The organism is Priestia sp. P5 (genome assembly GCF_029522155.1).
In the GTDB taxonomy this organism is placed as follows: domain Bacteria; phylum Bacillota; class Bacilli; order Bacillales; family Bacillaceae_H; genus Priestia; species Priestia megaterium_E.
In genome coordinates this window covers 40,301-60,377 of sequence record NZ_JAKWFJ010000004.1, presented here as the reverse complement: position 1 = coordinate 60,377, position 20,077 = coordinate 40,301, and the positions used below count along the sequence as shown (strand labels likewise).

General features: G+C 38.6%; 20 protein-coding genes. 6 read left to right on the top strand and 14 right to left on the bottom strand.

Translation table 11 applies throughout. The annotated features are described in order from the left end of the window. Positions 1-6: 6 nt before the first annotated feature. From MMB69_RS23665 to MMB69_RS23650, 4 genes are all read left to right on the top strand, one after another. Entirely contained in the window at positions 7-738 is a 732-nt protein-coding gene (locus MMB69_RS23665; protein WP_269871725.1) for a response regulator transcription factor, read from the top strand. Between the two features lie 3 nt (positions 739-741). Next, entirely contained in the window at positions 742-2,088 is a 1,347-nt protein-coding gene (locus tag MMB69_RS23660; RefSeq protein WP_221785256.1) for a HAMP domain-containing sensor histidine kinase, read from the top strand. A 72-nt stretch (positions 2,089-2,160) separates the two neighbouring features. Beyond that, positions 2,161-2,736 carry a PepSY domain-containing protein gene (locus MMB69_RS23655; protein ID WP_155016977.1) on the top strand — a complete coding sequence of 192 codons (576 nt, stop codon included), beginning with the start codon at positions 2,161-2,163 and terminating at the stop codon, positions 2,734-2,736. 135 nt (positions 2,737-2,871) lie between these two features. Continuing rightward, on the top strand, positions 2,872-3,408 hold the full coding sequence (locus MMB69_RS23650) for a PepSY domain-containing protein (RefSeq protein WP_264408786.1): 537 nt from the start codon (positions 2,872-2,874) through the stop codon (positions 3,406-3,408). A gap of 37 nt (positions 3,409-3,445) precedes the next feature. Here MMB69_RS23650 and MMB69_RS23645 read toward each other — a convergent pair whose 3' ends face one another. The 7 genes from MMB69_RS23645 to MMB69_RS23615 form a co-directional block, all read right to left on the bottom strand. Next, the gene (locus MMB69_RS23645) at positions 3,446-4,723 is read right to left on the bottom strand and encodes a DUF445 domain-containing protein (RefSeq protein WP_277448508.1); all 1,278 of its coding nucleotides are present in this window, start codon (positions 4,721-4,723) and stop codon (positions 3,446-3,448) included. Between the two features lie 129 nt (positions 4,724-4,852). Next, complete coding sequence (locus MMB69_RS23640) at positions 4,853-6,208, bottom strand: amino acid permease (RefSeq protein ID WP_221781179.1); 1,356 nt, start codon at positions 6,206-6,208, stop codon at positions 4,853-4,855. Positions 6,209-6,431: 223 nt separating this feature from the next. Continuing rightward, positions 6,432-7,082, bottom strand: a complete 651-nt coding sequence (locus tag MMB69_RS23635) for an amino acid ABC transporter permease (RefSeq protein ID WP_264408783.1) — start codon at positions 7,080-7,082, stop codon at positions 6,432-6,434. Positions 7,083-7,096: 14 nt separating this feature from the next. Beyond that, a complete protein-coding gene (locus tag MMB69_RS23630; RefSeq protein ID WP_264408782.1) occupies positions 7,097-7,735 on the bottom strand; it encodes an amino acid ABC transporter permease in 639 nt (212 codons plus the stop codon). Between the two features lie 74 nt (positions 7,736-7,809). Beyond that, on the bottom strand, positions 7,810-8,625 hold the full coding sequence (locus tag MMB69_RS23625; RefSeq protein ID WP_193422712.1) for a transporter substrate-binding domain-containing protein: 816 nt from the start codon (positions 8,623-8,625) through the stop codon (positions 7,810-7,812). Between the two features lie 21 nt (positions 8,626-8,646). Further along, the gene (locus tag MMB69_RS23620) at positions 8,647-9,375 is read right to left on the bottom strand and encodes an amino acid ABC transporter ATP-binding protein (protein WP_221785253.1); all 729 of its coding nucleotides are present in this window, start codon (positions 9,373-9,375) and stop codon (positions 8,647-8,649) included. Between the two features lie 476 nt (positions 9,376-9,851). Then, entirely contained in the window at positions 9,852-10,373 is a 522-nt protein-coding gene (locus tag MMB69_RS23615) for a M15 family metallopeptidase (RefSeq protein ID WP_221785252.1), read from the bottom strand. Between the two features lie 214 nt (positions 10,374-10,587). Between MMB69_RS23615 and MMB69_RS23610 the strand changes: the two genes are divergently transcribed. Then, the gene (locus MMB69_RS23610; protein ID WP_264408781.1) at positions 10,588-11,241 is read left to right on the top strand and encodes a hypothetical protein; all 654 of its coding nucleotides are present in this window, start codon (positions 10,588-10,590) and stop codon (positions 11,239-11,241) included. 40 nt (positions 11,242-11,281) lie between these two features. Here the strand turns inward: MMB69_RS23610 and MMB69_RS23605 are convergent, their stop codons facing one another. The 5 genes from MMB69_RS23605 to MMB69_RS23585 all read right to left on the bottom strand — a co-directional run bounded on the left by MMB69_RS23605 (position 11,282) and on the right by MMB69_RS23585 (position 16,136). Further along, the gene (locus tag MMB69_RS23605) at positions 11,282-12,502 is read right to left on the bottom strand and encodes a multidrug effflux MFS transporter (RefSeq protein ID WP_221785250.1); all 1,221 of its coding nucleotides are present in this window, start codon (positions 12,500-12,502) and stop codon (positions 11,282-11,284) included. A gap of 67 nt (positions 12,503-12,569) precedes the next feature. Further along, on the bottom strand, positions 12,570-13,391 hold the full coding sequence (locus tag MMB69_RS23600) for a MerR family transcriptional regulator (protein WP_221785249.1): 822 nt from the start codon (positions 13,389-13,391) through the stop codon (positions 12,570-12,572). A 62-nt stretch (positions 13,392-13,453) separates the two neighbouring features. Continuing rightward, positions 13,454-14,467, bottom strand: a complete 1,014-nt coding sequence (locus MMB69_RS23595) for a nitronate monooxygenase (protein ID WP_264408779.1) — start codon at positions 14,465-14,467, stop codon at positions 13,454-13,456. A gap of 92 nt (positions 14,468-14,559) precedes the next feature. Beyond that, positions 14,560-14,739, bottom strand: a complete 180-nt coding sequence (locus MMB69_RS23590) for a hypothetical protein (protein ID WP_264408778.1) — start codon at positions 14,737-14,739, stop codon at positions 14,560-14,562. Positions 14,740-15,071: 332 nt separating this feature from the next. Beyond that, the gene (locus tag MMB69_RS23585) at positions 15,072-16,136 is read right to left on the bottom strand and encodes a lactonase family protein (protein WP_221785689.1); all 1,065 of its coding nucleotides are present in this window, start codon (positions 16,134-16,136) and stop codon (positions 15,072-15,074) included. A 333-nt stretch (positions 16,137-16,469) separates the two neighbouring features. Here MMB69_RS23585 and map point away from each other — a divergent pair, with 333 nt between their 5' ends. Beyond that, on the top strand, positions 16,470-17,216 hold the full coding sequence (map, locus tag MMB69_RS23580; protein ID WP_221785690.1) for a type I methionyl aminopeptidase: 747 nt from the start codon (positions 16,470-16,472) through the stop codon (positions 17,214-17,216). A 26-nt stretch (positions 17,217-17,242) separates the two neighbouring features. Here the strand turns inward: map and MMB69_RS23575 are convergent, their stop codons facing one another. Together MMB69_RS23575 and MMB69_RS23570 are read right to left on the bottom strand one after the other, a co-directional pair. Further along, positions 17,243-19,048: an ATP-binding protein gene (locus MMB69_RS23575; RefSeq protein ID WP_221785691.1), complete on the bottom strand. Its 1,806-nt coding sequence runs from the start codon at positions 19,046-19,048 to the stop codon at positions 17,243-17,245. 23 nt (positions 19,049-19,071) lie between these two features. After that, on the bottom strand, positions 19,072-20,055 hold the full coding sequence (locus MMB69_RS23570; RefSeq protein WP_221785692.1) for a BMP family ABC transporter substrate-binding protein: 984 nt from the start codon (positions 20,053-20,055) through the stop codon (positions 19,072-19,074). Positions 20,056-20,077 lie beyond the last annotated feature (22 nt).

Below are 20,077 nucleotides of genomic sequence, written 5' to 3'. Positions count from 1 at the left end.
GCTATAATGTACGCAACTATACATAGACACAAGGGGGAATTTTTGTTGAGTAAAGGCAGAATTTTAATAGTAGAAGATGAGCGCAAAATTGCTCGTTTAATTCAGCTCGAGCTTGAACATGAAGGGTACGAAACGGGCATGGCTTACACGGGAACAGAAGGATTGGCAGAGTTTCAAGAACACGATTGGGATTTGCTGCTTTTAGATGTGATGCTTCCTGAACTGAGCGGACTCGAAGTACTTCGTCGCATTCGAGCAAATGATGACCAAACGCCCGTTATCTTATTAACAGCTCGAGACGCCCTTCCTGATAAGGTAAGCGGACTAGATTTAGGAGCGAACGACTACATTACAAAGCCTTTTCAAATTGAAGAGCTTTTTGCACGCATTCGCGTATGGCTTCGCCATCCTGCATCAACATCGTCTGCTGAACAAGAAACGGCCACTCTTCAACTAGGCAATTTAGTCGTTAACGAAAAAACGCGAGAAGTTACACGTGAAAATGAAGCTATTGAGCTGACTCCTAAAGAATATGATTTGCTTGTCTATATGCTTCAAAACAAAAATCAAGTGCTGAGCTTTGAACAGCTTCTTACAAACGTTTGGGGATTTGATTATTACGGAGACACAAATATTGTATACGTATACATTCGTTATTTACGTAAAAAGATTGATGCTTCATTTTCAACTCCTTACATTCAAACAGTGCGCGGCGTTGGCTACATGCTGAAGGAGTAGCTTATGAAACTGCAAACAAAGATTATTCTTACATCAACTGCACTGCTTTTTATTTTACTAGTAATTGCAAACAGTTCGATTTACTTCATTTTCAAGAAGACCATGGAAGACAACGCAATTGAACGTTTGCAAGCAGAAACAAGCAATGTAACAAATGGGCTAAAGCAAACGAGTGCGACGGTTAAACAAGCCAATTTGCTTCGTGCCTATTTGCCTCCTAACGGAATGATTCGTATTTTACCTAAATCCGGCAGTCCTTTAGTTGTATCCGTTACGGATCAAACGAAAGAGCTTCAGGACTTACCTTATTCCTATTATTCAAATGAACAATCAAGCATCAAAGAAGATGACGGCCATCTATACGCGATTTCACACACCCCTGTCATTTGGACGAACGGTGAAGTTGTTTCTTTGGAAGTCACAGAACAGCTGGCAGATGTGGAACAATCTCTGCAGACATTAAAATTTATCTTGCTCATTGCCTCTCTCGTTATATTAATTCCAACTATATTTGCTGGACGGCTTTTAAGTAAAATTATTTTGCGGCCTATCAAATCTCTTATTCATACTATGGAAGAAATTCAAGTGTCTCGCACATTCAAAAAAATTGACCTCTCTTCTCCTTCTAAAGATGAGTTAGATCAAATGGCCAACACCTTCAATAATATGATGGATTTATTAGAGGAAAACTATAAAAAACAAGAGCAGTTCGTATCCGATGCTTCTCATGAATTAAAAACACCCCTGACCGTTGTAGAAAGCTATGCCAATATGCTAAAACGATGGGGAATGAAGCGTCCAGATATTTTAGAAGAAGCCATTGAAGCCATTCACTCTGAGTCTTTACGCATGAAACAGCTTACGTCTCAAATGCTGGTGCTTGCGAAAGATGAGTCGCAGTGGAAGCTTCACATGGAACACGTAGATGCAGCGGCCGTCTGCAGACAAACAATCAAACATCTAGAACAAGCCTTTGAACGAACCATTTATTTAAACGTAAAAACCGATCAGCCCGTCGTAACAGCCGATGAAAAACGCTTAAAGCAGCTGCTGTACATCCTCTTAGATAATGCCATTAAATATAGTGAAAAAGCAGTGGAAGTAACTATAACAAGAAGCGAAAGCTTTATGATTACGGTCACGGATCAAGGAATTGGTATCCCAAAAGAAGACTTATCAAACGTGTATGAACGCTTTTTTCGCGTAGATAAAGCAAGAAATCGAGAAACCGGTGGTTCTGGACTTGGATTATCCATTGCTCGAAAGATTGTAGAAGCTCATAGCGGGCGTATTGAGATTAGCAGCCAAGAAGGAAAAGGGACATCCGTGACGGTTTGCTTTCCTCTTTGATTTCTCGCCTTTTCTTAGAGATTTTTAAGAATTGCCTGCTATACTACTTTTTAAGATACTGGAGGTGAATGTATGAAGAAAACGGTGCTTTTTATACTTATTTTTCTTGCCGTTGGTTCAGCTTGCTTTTACGGAATAGCAAAAGCAGTGAATCGGCCTGATACACTTTTATCCGAATCGGACGTCAGCAGTATCATCCAGCAAAAATATGGCGGCACTATTGAAAATGCAAGCTTTTCTCAAAAAGATGATGAACCGATTTATCAAATAACTTTGCTTAAAGATGATATGCCATACCACATCACAGTAAATGGAAAAAATGGAGAAGTCCAGTCATTAATCAAACAAAAAGTAGAGAAACAAACGTCTACTCAAACTAAAAATGATACAGAAGAAGAACAAAAAAAGAGCGAGCAGCCACCAGTTTCTCCTACATCCGACGAGCCTCTCATTTCAATGGAACAAGCAAGAGATATTGCTTTACAAAAAGTAAAAGGAACGTTTTCTTCAGTTGAAATAGAAGAGGAAGAAGGCCAAACCTTCTACGAAGTCGAAATTGATCAGTCTAAAACAAGAGAAGCTAAAGTAATGATAAATGCTTACTCTGGACATGTAGATTCCATCACCTATGAAAATGATGATGATTAAAAGGTACAGCAGAAAGCTGTGCTTTTTCTTATCCATTTTTATTTATTTCTAAGAAAATTTTAAACTTCTTCTTCTTTTCCTTTAAAGTTCATTGGCTAAGATAGTCTTAACAACAAATCAAGGAGGCCGTAACATATGAAAGTTATTACAACCGTTTTAGCCAGTGCAGTATTAGTCGGTGGATTAGGTGCAAGTGCATATGCCATGACAGATCAGTCCAAAAGCAATGCCAAGAAGCAAACCACAACGATTGAAGAAGCAAAGGCAAAAGACATTGCTCTTCAAAAAACAGACGGCGGTGACATTACAAATATCCAATTAGCCGTAGATGACGGCGTTAAACAATATGAAGTAGACATCACAAAAGGTAATAAAGAATACGATGTAGATATTGACAGCAGCAGCGGTAAAATCATTGAATTTGATGAAGACCCAAAAGATGATGATGAGAAAGAAGAGAATCTCCAAAACGCTTCCCCTGCCATTTCATTAGATCAAGCGATAAAAACAGCTTTAAAAAGTGCTAAAGGAACCGTTAACGAAACGGATTTAGACCAAGAAAACAACCGTTTAGTATATGAAATTGAAATTGACACTGCTGATCAACGTGAAGCAACTGTTTCAGTAGATGCGAAAAACGGTGACGTAATCAGTGTAGAAATAGATGATTAATAGAAAAAGCACGCTCCAAAAGGAGCGTGCTTCTTTTTTATACCGCTAATTTAATAACCGTTAATACAATACCAATCAAGAATCCACATAGAGCGCCGTTCACTCGAATCCACTGCAAATCTTTTCCGACATTGTTTTCCATCATATCCACAAGTGTTTCATCATCTAATTTATCTAAGTTTTCTTGAACAAGCTGTCCAATTTTCGAATGATTCTCGTCTACAAAGCTCATGATTTGCTTTTGAATAGCCGTATCAATTGCTTCTTGACGCTCTGCATCCGCTTCAAGAGCATTCAGCCAGCTCTCTACGTAAGGAACGGCGTAACTTTTCATAAATTCAGGGCTTTCAATGAATGCTGTCACTTTCACTTTCATTTTATCAACGATTTCTGTTAATTTATTCGTTACATTTAATTCATTAATCGTTTTTTGTTTCCATGCTTCTAATTTTCCAAGAAGGTCTTCATTCTGCTCCAAGCCCTGCAGCTCTTTTCTAATTCCATTTACCAAAACAAGGCGGTATTCATCATCTTCGTTACGAAGACGCCCTGTAATAGAAAGCAATAAATTTTGCAAAATAGATCCTAGCTTCTCTTCATTAATCATGCTTTGAAATGATTTGAGAGCGAATTGTAAAATACCATCAAGCTCAATATTATCAAGCGCATTTTTAGCAATACTTCCGAGCTGATACTGCGTTTCTTCTTTTTTAATCCAGCTCTCTCCTTTATTTAAAAGAACATCAAGCGCTTTTTCATCATACTGATTTTTTACCACTTCTCCAACAATCGAATGCACAATAGGCTTTAACTCTATTGCTAAAAGCGATGATTTGAGCTCTTTTTCAATAATAGGAACGACTTTATCTGTATCCACACGATTAATCGCATCAACAAGCAGTGCTGTTCCTTTTTGTTGAATCGTTTCCGAATGAACACCTTTTCGAACAATCGGAAGCAAACGCTGTGTAAACGCAATTCTTTTTACTTTTTCTTGAATACTTTCTTTTGACAACCAGTCGTTTTCAAGGGTTGAGACTAGCCCTCTTGTAATACGCTGTCTGTTTTTAGGAAGCAGCGCAGTGTGGGGAATAGGAATGCCTAAAGGGTGACGAAAAAGAGCCGTAACAGCAAACCAATCCGCTAATCCGCCGACTAACCCAGCTTCGAACCCACCTTGAAGCAACCGACCCCAAATTGAATGACCAAAAGGCATTGTCGCAACGAAGCCCACTCCCATAATCGCCAAAGAAATCACGGCTAAGTGCTTTGATTTCTTCTTTGGGTTTGTTGTAAATACATTATTTGATTCCATTATAGTCCTCATCCTTTATTTATTTAACTAAACATTTCATCTAGAAATATGTAACGCGATACAGAAATTTCCGCAAAAAAAAAGAAAGACAAGCTTTTACCCTCGTCTTTCTAGTATATTGCCTTTTTGCTATACTTCAAACTTTTTTTCTTTTCGACTTTTATTAATAAATGAAAAAATAAGGAGTACGACCAGGATAACCGCACATACGCTGGATCCAATCACATTGTTTTTATTAAACATAAATGATACAAAAATAACAAGCAGTGCTGCTGTTGCAAAAAGCGTTGTATAAGGAAACCACTTTAATGCGAAAAACGGCTTTTCTTTATATCCTTTACGCAGCTTTAATTGAGCTAAACAAATACTCACCCAAATAAGAATAATCGTGAAACCAGGAATGGTCATTAAATAACTAATTACATTATCCGGCGTTTTATAGGCTAAAAACACACCTATTAAAATACAAGCAGCCGTAATCATCAAACCGTTAATCGGAATACCGTTTTTTGAAACTTTCAAGAAGCGCTTGGATGCTTCTCCGCTTTGAGCCATAGCATAAAGCGTACGCGACGTTGCATACATCCCTGAATTGGCTGCTGATAAAACGGCCGTCAATAAAACAAAGTTCATAATATGAGCCGCTCCCGGAAGTCCAGTGATACTAAACACTTGCACAAACGGACTCTCTTGCCCTGATACAGAATTCCAAGGCATAAGGCCGCAAATAATTAAAATAGGCAAAATATAAAATCCAATCACTCGCCATACTGTGCCTTTGATCACTTTCGGTAAGACGTTTTTCACATCTTTTGTTTCCGTTACGGCCACACCAATTAATTCAGCTCCACCGTAAGAGAACATCACAATTAAAAAGGCACTAAGCACACCGCTCATGCCGTGAGGGAAAAAGCCTCCATGAGCCGTATAATTTGCCCAAGGGTTTTGCACATCACTTGGAATCACACCGAATAAAATGAAAGCTCCCAAAATGATAAAAGCAGTAAGAGCAATTACTTTAATACCGGCAAACCAAAACTCAATTTCTCCGTAATACTTCACTTGAAATAAATTCATCCCTACAATCAGCACTGCACAGAGAAAGCTTAGGAGCCAAAGAGGTACAGAAGGGAACCAAAACTTCAAAAAGCTTCCTCCCGCAAGCAGTTCAACAACTGTCACGACAATCCAGTTCACCCAGTACAGCCACCCTACAATAAAAGAGGTTTGCGTACCGAATGCCTTATGCACTAAATTTTGTACGTTCATATTCGGATAGACAATTGCCATCTCCGCCAATGCTGTCATTACAATAAATAAGATAAGACCGCCAAATAAATACGCCAGTACAACACTTGGTCCTGCAATACCTAGCGTATCAGCACTGCCTTTAAAAATGCCTGTCCCAATCATACCGGCAAGCGCAATGAGCTGCACATGGCGAGGTAACAGACCTTTTTTTAAATTTTGATCTTGTTTTTCCATGATGCCCGTCCCTTCTGTTCATTTTACGTGTTAGTTTAACCAAATCACTTCTTGCGCAAAAACCCCTACCGGATATTCAGTAGGGGGTGAACCAACACTGTTTTTCTTCTCTATGATGAATGAAAATGATCTGATTTTACCACTGTTACTTTAGTCATTTTATGCGTTGAATCAATACATTGTCAATGTTATTTATTTTCCAAAAATAAAGTCAAAAGAGTATCTACACCCTTTTGACTTCTAGTTTTCGTGCAATGATGGATAAAGCATAGTTTACAATAAAATACATCATCGCGATGATTAGAAACATCGGCACCACGTAACTTTGTTTCTGGCCGTAAATGATTTGAGCGTTATGCAGCAAATCAGGAAGTGCGATTACTACTGCAAGCGACGTATCTTTTAATAAGGAAATAAATTGACTAACTAAAGGAGGTACCATTCTCCGCAAAGCTTGGGGCAGCACAACGAAACGAAGCGTTTGATAATAGTTTAAACCTGATGATCGTGCCGCTTCGATTTGTCCTTTTTCAATTGATTTTAATCCGCTTCGGATAATTTCTGAAATCATAGCAGATTCAAATACAGTGAGGGCCACAATCGCTGCTGACGTAATTTCCATATCAATTCCGATTTCAGGTAAAGCAAAGTATGTAAAAAAGATGATTAAAAGCAGCGGCAAATTCCGGATAATTTCTACGATAAAAGCAAGTACATGAGACAGAACTGGAATACGAGCATACCTTAAAATACCTACTATACTTCCAATAAGAAAACTTAACACAATCGAAATGAATGCTACTTTTAAAGTGACCCAAAATCCTTCCATTAAGAAGGAAAGGTGATCAGGAGAATAAGCACCCATAAAATCCATCACTTTCACTCCTTTCAGCTTGTTTTACCAAAACGTTTCTCAAGATAACCAACTCCTAAGCTTAACGGAATGGTTAGAACTAAATAGAACAGAGCCACAAAAATATATACATCAAACACTACGTAAGTTTGAGAGGAAACAAGATCCGCCTGATACATTAAATCAAAACCAGCAACAATCCCTAACACGGATGAGTTTTTGACTAAATTAATGAATTGATTCCCAAGAGGAGGAATGACGATTTTAATGGCTTGAGGCAATACAATGAACCGCATCGCCTGACCGTACGTGAGGCCAGATGAACGTGCCGCTTCAAGCTGCCCTTTTGGAACTGCCATAATTCCCGCTCGTATAGCTTCGGCTATAAAAGCTGCCGTATAAATAGTTAGTCCCAGCACTCCGGCTGCTGTACCGCTGATTCCCGCCACAATAAAAATAAAAAAGACGATAACCACAAGGGGAATATTCCGAATGAACTCTACATAGACCGTACCAATTACATTTACTATTTTGAGAGGGGCTATTCGCATTACCGCAATGATCGTACCAAGTACAAAACTGGCCACTAAAGCGATCAGACTGGCGATAATGGTGTACTTAAAACCTTCTAAATAAAGATCCATATTGTTCGTCAGAATTGAAAAATCCAACAATTTTCTTCCTCCTTTCAACTAAACAAGCAGGATGAGCATAATGCTGCTCATCCTGAGAAAAGAAAACTGTACGCTTATTGTTTGATCCACTTGTCGTGAATTTCATCATATTTTCCAGAGTCTTTTATCTTTTTAAGCGCATCGTTTAATGCATCTACAAGCTCTTTGTTTCCTTTTTTCACAGCAATGCCATAAGGCTCTTCTGTGAACGGCTTTCCTACTAATTCATAAGAAGGATCTTCATCAGCCATTCCATAAAGAATAGCATCGTCAGTTGTTAAAGCATCTCCTTGCTTAGATTTTAAAGCTGTAAATGCTTCTGCATAGTTTTCAAATTCTAATACCGTTGTCTCTGGTGCTTTTTCGCGAATATTAATAGCTGAAGTTGATCCTTTAACAGCCAACACCTTAGTACCTTTCTTCAAATCATCGATGCTTTTAATTTTACTGCCTTTTTTCACAAGCAGAGACTGTCCGGCTTGGAAATATACATCCGTAAAATCTACTTCTTTTTTACGTTCGTCTGTAATAGTCATTGTCGCAACAACAGCGTCAATATCTCCTTTTTGAAGAAGAGGAACCCTTGTTTTAGACGTAACTTCTTTAAATTCTACCTTGTTTTCATCCCCTAAAATTTCTTTAGCCAGCTGCTTAGAAATATCAACATCAAAACCTTCCACTTCACCTGTCTTCGGATTTTTTAATCCGAACAAACGCGTATCATTTTTAACTCCAATAACAATTTTCCCTCGGTCTTTGATTTCAGTGAGCGCATCTTTTTTAGCTGATGATCCACTCGTTTCTTCACTTTTCCCTCCACAAGCCGCTAACATCATAGCCGCTGCTAATGAAAGCACAGCTGCCTTTAAAAACGTTTTTGATTTTTTCATATTACTCCCCCTATTAAACAATTAATGATTTAAAATACGGCTAAGAAATAAACGTGCCCTTTCTTCTTGCGGGTTTTCATAGAACTCAGCCGGAGTTGCCTCTTCTAAGATTTTTCCTTGATCCATAAATACAATGCGGTCCGCTACTTCTTTTGCAAACCCCATTTCATGAGTTACAACTACCATGGTCATTCCTTCTTTAGCCAATGTTTTCATGACATCCAGCACTTCTCCAATCATTTCTGGATCAAGAGCAGAGGTAGGCTCATCAAAAAGCATAATTTCTGGCTTCATCGCGAGTCCCCTCGCAATAGCTACCCGCTGCTGCTGCCCGCCTGAAAGCTGGGACGGGTAGGCGTTAGCTTTTTCACCGATTCCGACTTTATCTAAATAGTATAGAGCTGTTTTCTTAGCTTCTTCTGACGACTGTCCCAATACTTTCATAGGTGCTAACGTGATATTTTCTAAAACCGTTTTGTGCGGATATAAATAAAAATGCTGAAACACCATACCTATATTGCGGCGTAGTTTGTTAATATTTGTTTTTTTATCCGCGACCAATATATTATTTACCGTTAACTGTCCGTTAGATATTGTTTCTAAATAATTTATGCATCGCAGCATCGTGCTTTTACCCGAACCCGACGGTCCAATTACGACGACAACTTCCCCTTTTTTAATCGTTAAATTGATATCTTTTAATACGTGAAAGTCACCGTAATATTTATTCACTCCCTCAAAAACAATCATTTTCCCCCTCCTAATCTGCGAACAACAATAAATATTTAAATTTTTAAAATTTTTAAAATATATTAAAAATTATATTCTTACCCTCAAAACAAAGTCAACAGTTGACAAATTATCTCTTTTTTGTAATCAAAATGAACTATCTTCAAATAAAATATGCTAGAAAAATAAAAGGTTTTGTCGGCATCCGCCGATATGTAAGCATACGTTCGCTAGGCTGAAGGTACTTGTATAAGCTTAATCAATAGATTATATTAGTTAACGCATATCTTTATACAAATTGTCTTTCATTTTTATAGGGCATTTTTCTCTAATCACTTTTCTTTCTACTCATCCGTTTGTGTTTTTATTATATTAATATATATAATTCTCTTGTCAAAAAATTAACAAAAAAGAAAGTACAAGATTTCAGTCGCGTTAGAGGTTCTGACATAAATATAATGAAATTATGTTGTTCCTTTAAAAAAACACACGCTTTATTAGCGTGTGTCGTCTGTTATATTTTCCGGACTTATTTGAAAATGCGGATAATCTTTAAACCCTTTCCAATCTCCTCCCCATTCGAATCCTAATTTTTTTGCTATAGCTACAACTTCCATCCAATCAGATTTATTGTTGTTATTACCGTCATATTCCATATCCCAAATAACTCGTCCATCTTTTGACTGAATAGCAAAATCAATAGCTAGTCCATAGTTGTGGTAGGACTGGCCGCCCTTTGAATAGGTCACAATGTTGCCTTCTTCCGTCCTGCCTTTTGCATAAAGCTTATCTTGTTCTTCTTTTGAACGGAAACCTTCCGTGATGACAATCGAGATTCCTTGGTCACTTGCTTGTTGAACAAGTTTATTTTTCTTTTCTTCTACGACAGGATGTAACTCAGTTGCTCCTGAAAAATCTTCTAGCGTTGGACCTGGCTTTAACTCATCGCGAAACAAAAATACCAGGCTTACCGCTATCACAACTATCAAAGCTATTGCCAATTTTTTAAGAACATTCATCTATATAAAGTCTCCATTCTTTTTTACTGTTGTTTAGATAAAATCATATCGGATTTCATTTTGTTATCCAATAAAAGAGCTGTATAGTTCAACAAACGTCTATATTTTTTCGTTTTTTATCTATTTTCACCATTTTTTCACTATTGGTGGTTACATTAACAACTGTGGACAGCTCTGTACCACCCCCCTATAACTTTTAAGGAGTGACAACAGCATGAAAAAGAAACTATTCGGTTATATCATGGCAAGCGGTTTAACACTAGGAGTTATGGCCGCTGCAAATTCCACGGCATTTGCAGCAAGCAAAGATGAAACAAGCTCTTCAACAGTTGTAGAGCGAACAAATGGCAGTACAACAAATACGGATGATACAACACAACAAAAAGTTGATGATATTATGAAAAAAGCACAGGAAAAATTACAGAAGCTCGGCGTAAGCTTGCCTCAGCACAAAGACGGCCCCTTCAGCAATCTAGATGCAGCTACTAAAGAAAAAGCCAAAGCTATCATGAATCAGCTGCGCGACGGCACCCTGACTAAGGAACAAGCTGAAGCCAAATTAAAAGAACTGGGCGTGAATTTTCCTGAACATAAAGGCGGTCCTTTTAACAATTTAGATGCGGCTACGAAGAAAAAAGCTGAAGCTATCATGGATCAGCTGCGCGATGGCACCCTGACTAAGGAACAAGCTGAAGCCAAATTAAAAAAACTGGGCGTGAATTTTCCTGCTAAAAAGAAAGAGTTTCTAAGCGGGGTAGATGCTGAAACAAAAGCGAAAGCTGAAACCATTTTGGAAGATGCAAAAAAAGAAATTCAAAAGCTTGGCGTTACAATGCCGTTTGAAAATCACGAGCACAAAGCTCAATAACTAAAAAAGCTACTTGGCTGCTGAGAGCCAAGTAGCTTTTTTATGATGCAGTTTTCCTTCTCACTAACGTCATGTACACACCTAATGCTAATAAATCACAGACCATAATCACAATGCCCATCGGCAGAGCATTTTGCCCTCCTCCAAGACCAACAAGAGGAGCTACGGCTGCTCCGAGCAAGAACGGAAGCAACCCTAGAAGCGCTGAAGCACTTCCCGCGTTCGAAGCTTGATTTTGCATAGCGAGTGAAAAAACGGTTGTGTTTACAATTCCTACGCTCGATACTACAAAGAAAAGAGAGATGCAGACCAAAATAACGGACATGTGAGTAGCAATCACAGCCACTAAAAGCACGCTTCCAACGGCTGCTTGAAGCAATCCATACATAAGAAGAGTAGCTTCTTTTATTTTACCCGCTAAACGTCCTGTCACTTGAGTAGCTATAATGAGTCCAAAACCGTTAATCGCAAAAACAAAGCTGAACATCTGCGGAGACAGGCCATAAATGTCTTGAAGGACAAATGTAGAACCTGAAATATAAGCAAACATGGCACTCATAATAAAACCTTGCGCCAGCGCATATCCCACAAAGACACCATCTTTTAGCAATACGCCAAACGTACGCAGTACTTCTGTTAATCCACCTTCTTTACGGCGTTCGAGCGGAAGCGTTTCTTTTAAACCAAATAAAACGGCAAAAAACATTAGTGCACCAATCACTGCTAGCACACCAAATACTCCTCGCCACGACATAATCGTCAGCAGCTGTCCGCCAGCAACCGGAGCTAAAATGGGAGCTAAACCATTTACAAGCATAAGCATGGAGAAAAACTTTGTTAAATCCGAACCTGAAAACAAGTCTCGTACGCTCGCTCTTGAAATAACCATTCCTGCTGCTCCTGCCATTCCTTGAATAAATCGCAAAACGATAAAAATCCAAATAGAAGGCGCAAACACGCATAAAATAGAAGCGATCGCATAGGTGATTAATGCTGCTACAAGCGGCTTTTTCCTTCCGCGAATATCACTGAATGGCCCCATGACCACTTGCCCAAATGCTAAGCCCAATAAGCAAGCTGTCAGACTGACCTGCGCTAAAGAAGCTGAAGTATGCAGTTCTTTCGCAAGCGTCGGCAGCGCTGGCAAATACATATCGATTGATAACGGTCCAAATGCGCTTAGTGAACCCAAAATTAAAATAAATAAAATGCGATTTCCTCGGCTTAAAGACATTCCTTGGGAAATACTTTGCTGATTCATCTATTGTTGTCTCTCCCTTCAGCAGTTCTACAATAGGCTCATCTTAAACCCTCCAGCTACTGGATAGTCAAGCCGTAATTCGAATTTGAATTTCAGTCAGCCGCTCTTCTTCATGATGTGAAATAAATGAATCTACAATCCTCCGAATTAAGAAAGGACCTTCTGCTTTGTACCCTTCCGCTTTAATAAAGTTCAGCAGCGCATCGTAATAGACTCCTGTGGTATCTCTCTTTTCTCTCATATAAATAGATGCGTAATCACCTTCAGGTATTAACGTAACGAGTTCATGCTTAAAAGAAACATCGCTTTCGACCAATAAAAAAATGCCATCGTAATCTGTAAATTGTTGTTTCTTCGTATTTTCTACCGATAGCATAAACCCTACTTTCCCAATCATAATCGGGGTAATATGACTAATTTTCTTTTTTAAATCACGCAGAACACTTTCAGTCCCATCTAACGTACCTACCTCTGCTTTTACTTGCACAACTTCCCGAGAAGGAAGGTGTTTGATGAACGGGGCTCCTATTTGGTTAATATGTCTCGTCTGTTCTAATTCCTTCATTCGAGTTGTTAACTGCGTATTCACTCTTTGAAGGTGACGAATTTTTTCTTTTGTTACCTGCTGATATTCAGCTAAAGTTTCAATAAATTCATCCAAGCTGCTGTGCTCCATCTTTCTTTTAATTTCTTTTAACGGAACTCCCATCAGCTTTAAATAGACAATGATATCTAATTTTTTAAATTGTTCTAACGTATAATATCGATAACCGGTTTGTGGATCAACTTCGTAAGGCTCGAACAGGCCAATTTCATCATAATAGCGAAGTGTTTTAACCGGAATATCATGCAGTCTGGCCATTTGCCCAATCGTAAATTTATTTTGCATATGAGTTCACCTTCTTTATGTAAAGCTGCTTGCACTTAAAGCAAGCAACACCGTAATTCTCATCATTCATTTAGTTCTTGTACAAGCTCTTCCACAATAAGATGTGCATGCAGCTCTTTTGCCAGCGTAAATCCAGTTCCTGCCCACAAAGAAGTGTACTCTGGATTATTCATTTTTGTAGCTTTTGCTCGAATAGGCTTTGTCATATAATGAATATGAGGGTAAGCAGATGGTGCCGATTTATCATAGAAAGTAAAAAAAGAATTCACAAATCCTCTAGCACGTTTTCCTGTAAAAGCTCGTGTGACACCTGTTTCATTAAAACGCTTTTGAAGAATGCTTTCTTTATGAAGAGCACTCGCTCCGCTTTCTGGACAACAAATAAAAGCTGTACCTAACTGTGCAGCAGAAGCTCCTTCTTGTAACACGCGTTTAATGTCAGACCCCCTCATCAACCCTCCTGCAGCAATCAATGGCTTTTTAGTGATTAGACGGACTTCTTTTAGCAAATTCATGAGCTGATAGTCCACTGAACTCTCTAAAAAAGTAGACCGATGGCCGCCGGCTTCAATTCCTTGCAAACATAGCGCATCCGCTCCTGCTCTCAAAGCTACTTCGGCTTCTTGAGGTGTTGTAATCGTAACGAAAACACGGCTTCCAATTCCTTTTAAACTTGCTACAATCTCTCGATCCGGGCACCCAAACGTAAAGCTCACAGCAGGTACTCGATGTTTTTGAATGATGTCGAGCTTGGCACTCCATTCATCATCATCATTCTTTGGTATACCAACTTCACACTCCAAATATTCAGCTGCTTTTGACAGTTCCTTTTGATAACAATCAAGTGCATCAACTGCTACTTTTTCATTTGTCGGAACAAACAGATTCACTCCAAAAGGTTTTTTCGTAAGTGAGTGCATCTCTATAATTTCCTGCTCCAATTCACGCGCGCTTTTATATCCCGCGGCTAAAAACCCTAGCCCTCCGCTATTAGATACTGCTGCAGCTAGTTTAGGCGTCGAAACTCCTCCTGCCATGGGAGCTTGCACAATTGGATATTTACAAATATCTTCCACACTTCTCACCTCAGCCTTTCATGCGTTCTCTCTTCATTCTACTATAACCCCAGAAAAAAAAAGAGATTGAGAAATAACAAAATAAATTCAATTTAAAGACGAACAAATGGGATAAATGAATTAGTATGGATCACTTTTAACACCGCTCTTGATTTCCGTGCAAGACTTCGCTTTCCGCGGGCGGCCGTTGAGCCTCCTCGTTGCTTACGCTCCTGCGGGGTCTCACCTGTTCCGCTTTTCCCGCAGGAGTCTTCGTCTTGCCCTCCAATCAACCGCTAGAAGCTACTATATACATGAAACCTACGTTTACTATGCCAATGAAAAAATCCGAACGATGAATTGAGATTCTCCATAAAGAATCTCAATTCATCGTTCGGACCTTCCTTCCACTAAACTACTTTTGTCTGATCTTTTTTCCATATATAGATTATGCACTTTTCAAAAATCACGATCATAAATCGTACTAAGGAACGCGCACTACCTGATTATTCCCTCAAAGGTTCACCTATGCGGATGGCACTAACCCCGCAAGGGGAGTGACAGCCGCTTAGGTTTGAAAGCAAGACCTGACTGTTCTTTGATCAGGTCTTGCTTTTTACATCGATTACTTATAGTGGAGGAACTTTACGCACACAGCTTCTGGAACCGTAACATTAGATTGAAGAAGCGTTAGCTTTCCACTTTCTTGGTCTCTTTCAAACAGTACCAAGTTTCCTGTTTCTTGATTAGACGCTACAATAAATTGTTCCGTTGGATCCAAAACAAAATCGCGCGGCCAGTCGCCTTCAGTGCCTGTCCATTCTACGAATGTTAACTGTCCAGAATCCTGATCTACTTTGAATGTTGCAATCGAGTTATGTCCGCGGTTTCCTGCATAGACAAAGCGGCCATCTGAAGAAATGTGGATCGCACTCCCTTGATTATTTTCTGTAAAATCAGCCGGGATCGCTAAAGTAGCTTGTTGTTGAGTAAAGCTTCCTTTGCCTTCGTCATAAGTTAAAAATAAAACTTCAGAGCTGAATTCTGTCATTGCATAGGCATAGCGGCCATTTGGATGGAACGTTAAATGTCTAGGACCCGAACCAACAGATGTAGAAAGACTGTTGACTTCCTTCAATTTATTCTCTTCCACTTCATATGTCACGATTTCATCAATACCTAAGTCCACAACGGCCACGTGCTTTTCTCCAGGAGTAAAATCGGCATAGTGTACGTGTGGTTTTCCTTTTTGTCCTTTTTTGAGGTCTGAATGAGGGTGTTCCACTACGGATGCTACATATTCAATTTCCCCTGTTTCTTCATTAACAGAATACGTCTCAACGCTCCCTTTATGAAAGTTAGCAGATAAAACAAGCGTATTGTCTTCATTCACCGAAACATAGCAAGGAGGCGCACCGTCTAGCAGCTGTTTGTTTACAAACTTTAGTTGCCCCGTGTTTGGATCAATCTTAAAAGCAGCTACTCCGCCTTTTTCTCCTTCTTTAATAACTGTATAAAGATGTTCGTTGTCTTTACTTGCATTTAAGTATGTAGGATTTTCAATTTTAGCCACGGCTTTTACTTCTACAATCTTTTTAGCCTTTGTATCTAACGTAAATGTATAGACACCTTCACTACCTGCTTTTGTGTATGTACCTGCAAATCCAATAAATTTTCCATGTTCACTCATTTTCCTATACCCCTCCTAAAGAATTGTTTTGTTTCATTTATTTTACTATATCATACCGCATTTGTTGTAGAGAATGCTTTCATTAAACGTTCATTTATCAGTTTTCCCTACATGCCTATCGTCAAACCCTTCCTTTTTAAGCCTGCATCTTGCATTTTCCTACCATTGGGCGTTATGATTAAGGATGATTTTATATCGCCCCATAGCAGACGGCTTCTGTATTTCTTGGATTTTTAAATAAAGAAAAATGAACTGATGAATAGTCGACTTTCATCGCTATAACCGCTGCTCAACTTTTTTCGTAAAGTTACATCCAAAAAGGAGTGAACAACAATGATCACATTAAAAAGTGAACGCGAAATTAATTTAATGCACGAAGCAGGTAAATTATTAGCTTCTTGTCATAAAGAAATCGCTAAAATGATCAAACCAGGCATAACAACAATGCAAATTGATAAATTTGTTGAAGAGTACTTAGCAAAGCACGGAGCAACGCCGGAACAAAAGGGATACAAAGGATATCAATATGCAACGTGCGCTTCTTTAAATGATGAAATTTGCCACGGTTTTCCAACAACTAAACCGTTAAAAGACGGTGATATCGTAACCATTGATATGGTTGTAAATTTAAACGGAGGCTTAGCAGATTCCGCATGGACTCATACCGTTGGAGAAATTTCAGCCGAAACACAGCGTCTAGTAGATGTTACATACGAAGCGCTTTTAAAAGGAATCGAGCAAGCACAGCCAGGAAATCGCACAGGTGACATCGGCCATGCTATTCAAAGCTATGTAGAAGGCGAAAAATTCTCTGTGGTACGCGACTTCACAGGACACGGAATTGGAAATACCATGCACGAAGCACCTACCATTCTTCACTACGGAAAAGCTGGCAAAGGTACACGTTTAAAAGAAGGTATGGTTATTACAATTGAGCCAATGGTAAACGCTGGTACATGGCATTCTAAAATGGATAAAAACGGTTGGACGGCTCGTACAACAGACGGTAAATTATCCGCTCAATTTGAACATACACTTGCGATTACGAAAAACGGTCCTCTTATTTTAACAGCACATTAAAAAACAGCCCTTTTGAGGCTGTTTTCTTAATGTAGAGGAAATTTAATAACAAAAACTGTGCCGCTGGAAGAAGTAGATAATAATTTAATCTGTCCTCCGTGGCTTTCTAGAATACGCTGAGCAATGGGCAGACCAAGACCTGTGCCGCTATCCTTTGAAGTGGAAAACGGCTGGTACAGAGACTGCTGCATATGCAAAGGAATTCCTTTTCCAGTATCTTCAATGTATAGACAGTAGCTATCTTCATGAACCTGCGAGTAGATTGTAATGACTCCTTCTCCATCCATGGCTTCCATACTGTTTCGAATTAAATTATGAAGAACTTGTTTGATTTGCTTTTCATCTACCTTTAATATATACGGCTGCAGTTTCACATCGAAGATAAGCTTATCTTTTTCTGTGAATTTGCTTGAGTGAGTAATCAAAGGCAATAGCTCATTAATAATCTCCTGCATGCTGACTTTTTTCATCACCGGAGTCCCTGGTTTTGATAACAACAGCATTTCTTCAATGATGTAGTTAATCCTCTCTAGCTCTTTCATAAGCAAAGGCAAGTAAAAACGCTTTTTCTCCTCATCAGAAAGAGACTGATTCATAAGAGATATAAATCCATGAATCACGGCAAGAGGATTACGAATCTCATGAGCAGCTCCGGCTGCCACTTCTCCAACTAGAGCGAGTTTCTCAGACTGATGCATTCGCTTTTCTAATTCTTCGGTATCCGATATATCAATGAAATAAAAAATTCTTCCGATGCTTTCGTTCTGCTCGTTAAACAGCTGCGTTTGAGAGGCTAAAAAGCAATAGCACGTCTCTTTCGTTCCAAATAATACTTTTTTATTTTCGTGAATTTCTCCCGAATTCAACATGCTCCAAAATTCAGTATTATATTCAGGACATTCTTCCATATACCCGCAAATATCCTTTTCGTCGAGATCTAAAAACTGCTTTGCTGAGGTATTGGCAAATATACTATTTGTCTCATCTTCCATTGTAATAATTCCAACAGGCAGTGAATTTAAGATCTGCTGGCGATACGCTTTATCTTTAATGATTTTCCAAAATGAATCTTCTAAACTAACCGACATTTGATTGATAGAAGCCGAAAGCTGCTTCAACTCAATTTGCTTTGTGTCTTGAAGAACAAGACCGTATTCTCCGTCTGCGATGTCATTCACTTTTTCAATCATTTGTTCAATTGGTTTCGTAAGGCTCGCACTCATGCGATAAGAAGCATAAAGAGAAGCCACAATAGCACTTACTGTTAAAATCAATAGTAAAATTAATGAATCTTTAATAATGGCAGACAGTGTATCTGATAGTGTATCAAGTGAATCAACCGTCTCTTCTTTTGAACTATTAATATCTTTTTTTATCTGATGCAGATCCGGCAAATAATTTTCCTTAAGATACTCTTTTGCTCCCTCTATATCTCCGTACTTCAGCAGTCCCTGCACGTTATTAGAAATCTTAAAATCCAGCAGCTCTATTTTTTCCTTCAGCGGAATCAACGATTTTGGCACAGGCTGCTTATACTTTTCATTGTCTTCAATAACTCGTGTATCATATGATTGATATTCTTCTATCAAAGAGACAGTGGGGTTCTTTAGATTATTTTTCACAATGTATTCTTTTATGTTCAGCTGCTCTTCCCAATAAGAAAGCCACACCATTTGAGGAACATCTTCATCTTTAATTTCGTTGCTTACATGATTCATTTTATCAATGGCATGCACTAAAACTAAAGAGAACCCGCTTAACATGAATGTAATCAAAAGAAGAATCGTTAATATTTGGCTACGGAATGACATGTTGCGAAATAATTGATTCATAATCATCTCTTTCTTTTTCATAGTTACTTTGGCTGTGTAGACATTCTAACTTTCGAATATAAAATTTGTTTTTCCCGCTTACTGTACATCGGTCCAAAAGGCGCTAGTTTATAAACACCGTCCCTGGCGTCAAGTTTGACTTCTCCAGATGGAAGACCTTTTTTACTAAAATAGTCTTTCATAATCACGTTGTAAGCTTGAGGAACATCATTTATCACACTTGTTAAAATAACAGACCTACCCATGTACGCCTGATCATCTAAATATCCTATTACGTACATTCCTTGTGTTTTCGCTTCTTGAATAACTTCTTGATTATACGAATTTCCTTTAGCATAAACGATATCGACACCTTGAGCTTTTAACTCGCGGAGCAGCTTTACTGCTTTTGCTCCATCGTCTCGGCTGTTTACAACTCGATAATAAAAAGCAATCGATGAATCATACGCTTTGATTCCTTGTTCGAATCCTGGATTTTTTTCTTTTGCAAATGTATCGAGTAATCCAATTTTTTTCGTTTTTGTCTTCATGGCAGCTGCCGTACCTGCCAGATGCTCTATTTTTGTTTGATCAAATGTATATACAGTTTGGTTTTTATACATTGAAGTACCGTGAATGGTGACGAAATGAACATGAGGATACTTAGGAGCTAGTTCTGTAAAAACGGTAGAAAATTCTCTTCCATGTCCAATTACGACTTTTGTTCCATTTTGAATAACTTTTTCAGCAGCTTCCTTCATTTTTTTGTTCGTATTTACTTCGCTAATAACTTGAGCCGAAACAGGGTACTGCTGCTCAATGTTGATTTTTCCTTTATAAGCTAGACTGCCCCAGCTTTGATCCGTCAGTACATCAGAGGTGAGAATTGCAACGCTTGTGTTTTCTACTTTTTTTGTCGTTTGCTGACTTATAATCCCATGTGTTTTCGAAATAATAATAATTAAAAACGAAGCGACAACAATCAGGGCAAGCAATAAGATCAGCCTTAACTGTCTTGATCGTTGCATAGACCTTCTCCTTTTTGTTTAG